At 69.2% G+C, this 5,468-nt stretch carries 4 protein-coding genes; 3 read left to right on the top strand and 1 reads right to left on the bottom strand.

All coding sequences use genetic code 11. The annotated features are described in order from the left end of the window. Positions 1 to 161 precede the first annotated feature (161 nt). Positions 162 to 1,223, bottom strand: a complete 1,062-nt coding sequence (locus QZT59_RS14515; RefSeq protein WP_290817916.1) for a succinylglutamate desuccinylase/aspartoacylase family protein — start codon at positions 1,221 to 1,223, stop codon at positions 162 to 164. 168 nt (positions 1,224 to 1,391) lie between these two features. Here QZT59_RS14515 and QZT59_RS14510 point away from each other — a divergent pair, with 168 nt between their 5' ends. The 3 genes from QZT59_RS14510 to QZT59_RS14500 all read left to right on the top strand — a co-directional run bounded on the left by QZT59_RS14510 (position 1,392) and on the right by QZT59_RS14500 (position 5,286). Continuing rightward, the gene (locus QZT59_RS14510; protein ID WP_290817913.1) at positions 1,392 to 2,615 is read left to right on the top strand and encodes a TrkA C-terminal domain-containing protein; all 1,224 of its coding nucleotides are present in this window, start codon (positions 1,392 to 1,394) and stop codon (positions 2,613 to 2,615) included. Continuing rightward, positions 2,615 to 4,003, top strand: coding sequence for a TrkA C-terminal domain-containing protein (locus QZT59_RS14505; protein ID WP_290817912.1), 1,389 nt, complete (start codon positions 2,615 to 2,617; stop codon positions 4,001 to 4,003). The genes QZT59_RS14510 and QZT59_RS14505 overlap by 1 nt, the downstream gene beginning before the upstream one ends. Before the next feature lie 101 nt (positions 4,004 to 4,104). After that, positions 4,105 to 5,286: an NAD-binding protein gene (locus QZT59_RS14500; RefSeq protein WP_290817911.1), complete on the top strand. Its 1,182-nt coding sequence runs from the start codon at positions 4,105 to 4,107 to the stop codon at positions 5,284 to 5,286. Positions 5,287 to 5,468: the final 182 nt, after the last annotated feature.

Here is a 5,468-nt window from a genome sequence, read left to right as displayed (position 1 = left end):
GTGGTCTCAACGGTGCCTCTGTCCCCGATTCGAGTGGCCGTTCTCCGATCTGGCGGCGGTGACTCTCGCTCTGTCCTCGGCGCGATCATCCTCACACACCCCTCCACACGATCGCCCGTTCGCTGCCCACCGGATCAGATCGCCATATCTCGGCTGCGTCCTCACTCGTCGATCCAGTCACCGTGGATGCGGTAGCCGTCGAACTCGCCGGTCTCGATCTCGCGTTCGATCTCGTCGCGGGTGTCGGCGTCGAGCCGGAGCAGGTGACAGACCGGGTGGCCGGGGAGCGCGACCGGGTTCTCGAGGACGCCGACGATGAGGCCGGTGAACGGGGCGCGGACGACGTCCTCGCGACTGGCGAAGTGGTTCGTGATCCGGCAGATCGGTTCGTCGGCGTAGACGAGCGGATACGGACCCCACTCCATCTCGACCAGGCCGCCGCTGTCCGCGCGGATCCAGCGCTTCTCGGTGTCGATCGCGGTCGTCACGTACCAGCCCGGCCAGTGGACCGGCCGCCCGGGCAACAGCTCGTACTCGGCGAGGACGCTCTCGACGCCCTCGAGGGCCTTCTCGATGAGCACCGCCTGGAACCGGTGGGCCCGTCCCATCTCGACGGTGATCGTCGATATCCCGTCGCTCGTCGCGGCGGCGCGCAGCGAGCCGCCGTCGCCGTCGCCGTAGAGCACCACGTTCGGACCGAACGACCGGGCGAGGCGCTCGACGCTCGGATCCTCCAGGTCGGCGCGGACGTGGTATATCGTGGTTCGGTTGCGCGTCGACGTGTGGAAGTCGATCCCGAGGTCGCACTCGCTGACGAAGCCCTGATAGATGCGGTGGGCCATTCGCTGGGCGGTGTTGGCGCGCTTTTTCCCGGGGAACGTGCGGTTCAGGTCCTGATCGTAGATCGGGACGTCGCGCTGCTGGGCGTAGAAGGCGGGGACGTTCACCACGTGGAGGCAGACGAGGGTTCCGTGGAGGTCGGCCGGGTCGTAGCGGCTCGCGACCTCCTGAACCACTTTGACGCCGTTGAGTTCGTCGCCGTGGACGGCCGCCGAGAGGAAGATCGTCGGTCCGTCGCGCTCGCCGCGGACGATCGTGACCGGAATCTCGACGGGGTCCCCGAGGTAGGTTTCGCCGACCGGGTATCTGACGTGTCGCTTGGTTCCGGGGTCGACGTCCTCGGTGAAGTCGTACTCCGCCGAGACGCGAGTGCCGCCGTGCATACCCGCGACACCGACGCGACGTCGAAAAGGATGGCGATTCTGCGGGCGTCACCGACGGCGCCATCGTCGGACGCCGCCGCCGACGGCGCCCGGGTCGATCACGACCGGCGACCCGGCACCGGGTTCGGCGAGGGATAGGCCTTTGACCGTCCACTCCGAACGCGGCCCATGAACCAGCTGCTGTCGGAACTTCTGCTGGGACTCTATCTCGGCCTTCTCGCCGCCCTCTTTCCGGCGCTGATCGCGTTCTCGATCGGCTTTACGTTCAAGTACGTGACGGACGTCACCGTTCCCGGATTCGGTGTCGTCGTGCTCGGGGGCGCGCTGGCGGGGATCTCCGGCGGACTGATGGGCCTCATCGACCCGGAGATCGCGGACAACCTGGCGGGGATGACCGCGATCGCCGTTATCCTGATGGCGTGTCTCTGGGCACACAGCGTCGGCGACAAGCTGGCGATAGCGACGCCGCGGAAGCTGACTCTGGAGTCGATCCGCTCGCACAAGCTATCGACGGACGTGCTCGACCGGGTCGACAACCTCGGCCGGGTCCGGGTGACGGTGGCCGGCGAGGTCGACGACATAGAGGGCTATCCGCCACTGCCTGAAGCGCTCCGGGAGGAGATTCGAACCGACGACTGGAAGCTGCCCGCAGACCGGTCGCTCGCGGAGCTCGAAGCCGAGCTCACGACGAAGCTGCTCGACGAGCACGAACTCGCCGAGGTGACGGTTCGGATCGACCGGAAGGGCAAGGCGCGGATCGCCGCGGCGCCGTCGATCGCGGGACTCTCCCGCCGCGTTCCGGAGGGGATGCGGGCCGTCTCCATCGAGACGCTGGTGCCGACGGGTGTCGCCCGCGGCGACCTCGTGACGGTCCGGCTGCCCGACGGCGACGTCTCGGGGCCGGTGGTGAGTGCCCGGACGCACGGCGCAGCGCCGGAGGAGCCCGAGCCCGAGCCCGAGCCGGACGCCGAGGAGGCCACCGGCGAATCGAAACCACGGACCCTCCGGCGCGCGCCGACGACGACCGGCGGGGAGGGACAGGTGACGATCGCCTGCTCGCTCGAGGAGAGCAGGCGCCTCCTCGCCGAAGGGTCGGCTCCGACGGTCGTCCGGTCGCGAGGGTCACGCCGCGAGTACGAGGCGATCGGGATCTTGCGCCGCGGCGAAAACCGCTTCGAGAAACTCGCCGTCAGCCCGGGGAGCGTTCTCGACGGAAGCTCGCTCGGGACGGCGAAGTTTCGGACCAGTTACGGCGTGGCCGTCCTGGCGGTTCGACGAGCCGCCGAGGTCATCACCGTTCCGCGAGAGGACGTCGTCCTGCAGGGCGGGGACGAGCTGATCGTCGTCGGACGGCGCGGGAACCTGCGGTCGTTCGCGGAGGCGGTCGCCTGATGTTCGAGATCGGCGGCGAGTCGATCCTGTGGGTTCTGGCCCAGGCGGTCGGCCTCTCGCTGCTCGCGGCCCTGGTGGCGGGGAGCGCCGCGTTCGTCTTCCGGCTGTACACGGGGGCGGACATCCCCGAGGGCGCCTCGCTGATCCTCGGGCTCGGCGCCGTGGGTCTGGCGCTCAACACGCGGAACGTGCTGATCCAGTTCATCGGCGAGGGCTCGGGCGGACTGACGGTCACCGCCGCGTCGATCGACATCGCGATCTTCGTCCTCGCCGCCGTCTCGGCCAGTGCGGGTCGCCTCCTCGGCGACCGATTCGCCACGTCGAAACGCTTCAGACCGGCCGCCCTCGGCAGCAGCCTCCACGGCCCGCTGGTGCGGGCGACCGGTCGCTGGACGGTCGTGCAACTACCGGAGGAGATCGGCGACATCGACGGCTACGAGCCCGTCGCCGAAGAGACGAAACGCGATCTCGAGGGGCGGTCGTTCGAGTTCCCCGCACGGCTGTCGGTGGAGGCGCTGCGGACGAAGCTCGTCGGTCGCCTCAAGGAAGAACACGACGTCGGCTACGTCGACCTCGAGCTCGAGCCGGACGGAACGGTCGCTCACCTCGGACTGGGCCGGCGACCCGCGGGGATCGGATCGACGTTACCGCCGGGTTCGGTGGCGGTCGCGGTCCGCTGTGATCCCGCGTTCAGCGCGAGCCCGGGCGATTCGATCCAGCTCTGGCGGAGTCCGGCCCCGGCGGGCACCGGCGAGGAGGGGCGACCGATTGGACCGAGCGAAACGGGGCGACCGAGCGAAACGGGCCAGACGGGGCGACCGAGCGAAACGGGCCAGACGGGGCGACCGACCAAACCGGGCGAGGGACCGAATACCGCCGTCGACGATACCGCAGCCGAGCCGGCCCCGTCGAGCGATCGGGTCCCCGCCGCTCCCGAACGGATCTGCACCGGCGAACTCAGGGCGGTCGTCGGGACGGTCGCCACGATCATCGTCGACGAGAGCGTTGCGGCGTCGATCGATCCCACCGTCACCTATCGATTGGTGACGCTGCCGAGCGACGTCCGGGTCGACCGCGAGTTCGCCGGCATGCTTCGACGGGCCGACGAGACCATGCAAGCGGTCGAAGTCTCCGAGGGGAGTCCGCTCGTCGGCGCCCCGCTGTCCGACGTCGACGCGACGGTGATCGCCGTTCGCGACGCCGACGGTGCGGTCGAAACCCTGCCACAGCGCGACCGCAAGCTGGCGGCCGGCGACACAGTCATCGCGCTCGGACGGCCGGCCGAACTCCGCGGACTCCAGCGCGCCGCGAACGGGCGACGAGTCGAGCCGCCGGTTGGCGACGGGGAAGTCGCGAGAGCACTCGACTCGGTGGACGCCGCCGAGTGATGGGAGATCGCCGGAAACTCCGGTTCGATGGCGTCGCCGAGTGATGAGAGAGCCTTCTCGACAGCGGATCGTTTAACTGCCCGCCATGCCCACCGGAGCGTATGGACGCCGGGACCTGGACCGACCGGTTGCCGGACAACTGGCGGCGAATGCTCAGCACGAGAGCGGCGATCACCCTCACGATACTCGTCGCGCTCCTGTCGGTAGCGACGGGGCTATACAACATCAGCCAGGAGATCATCGAGTTCGGGCCGGTCGCGGCCCACGTTCCGAACGCCGTCCAGCGAGCGGTGGGCTTTACGGGCGTCCTGACCGGCTTTCTCATGGTCGGGAGCGCGTTCGCGCTCCGGCGCGGCCTGCGCGTGGGCTGGTGGTCGACGCTGTTCTTGCTTCCCATCACGGCCGGCCAGGGCCTGCTCCAGGGCAGTCCGTACTCCTTGCCCCTCGTCGTCCTTTCGCTGGTCGCGATTCCGACGCTGCTCGTCACGCGAAACAGCTTTACTGGTACCGTCTCGCTCACCGCGACGCAGTTGGGCGCTGGCGGCGCGCTCGTCGGCGTCCAACTGTACGGCACCGTCGGCGCGTACACGCTCCGCGAGGACTTCGACGGCATCGAAACGCTGATCGACGCCTTCTACTTCACGCTGATCACGTCGAGTACCGTCGGCTACGGCGACATCCACCCCGGCTCCGAAGAGGCCCAGCTGTTCACGATGTCGGTGGTCGTCCTCGGGGTGGCTAGCTTCGGTATCGCCATCGGCGCGCTCGTCGGCCCCGCCATCCAGGCCCGCCTCACCAAAACCCTCGGAAAGATGACCGACTCACAGCTCCAGACGCTCGAAAACCACGTCCTCGTGCTCGGCTACGGGGAACTGACCGAACCGATCGTCGACGTACTCGAGGCGGGCGGGACGCCGTTCGCCGTCGTCACCCGCGACCAGGAGGCGACGACGGCGCTGGCCGACCGCGACATCCCCGTCGTTTCCGCCGATCCGAGCGACGAAGGGCCGCTCGAACGGGCGCACATCGAGCGCGCCCGCGCGATCCTCGTCGCGACGAACGACGACGCACAGGACGCGCTGGCGATCCTCACCGCCCGGCAGCTCCGTCCGGACGGGCGGATCGTCGCGGCCGCGACCGACCGCGAGAACACGAAGAAGCTCGAGCGCGCCGGCGCGGACGAGGTGATCAGCCCCGCCCAGCTCGGGGGACACCTCCTCGTCCGGTCGGCGCTGGAGGGCGGCGGCTCGCGCCTCGTCGAGCGGATTATGGGCGGGGAGTGAGTGCGAGGTGGCGAACGAAGTGAGCCACCTCGGAAATGCGAGCGGGGAGGGACGACCCGCGAGCTGCGAGACTCCGAGCGCCAGCGAGGAATCTCGATATTGCGAGCGGTGACCGCAGGGAACCGCGAGCCGCGAGACTCCGAGCGCCAGCGAGGAATCTCGATATTGCGAGCGGTGACCGC

Source organism: Halovivax sp. (assembly GCA_007119345.1).
Taxonomy (GTDB): Archaea; Halobacteriota; Halobacteria; order Halobacteriales; family Natrialbaceae; genus Halovivax.
Note: the sequence above shows the minus strand (reverse complement) of the source record. Positions and strands in the feature narration are given on the sequence as shown.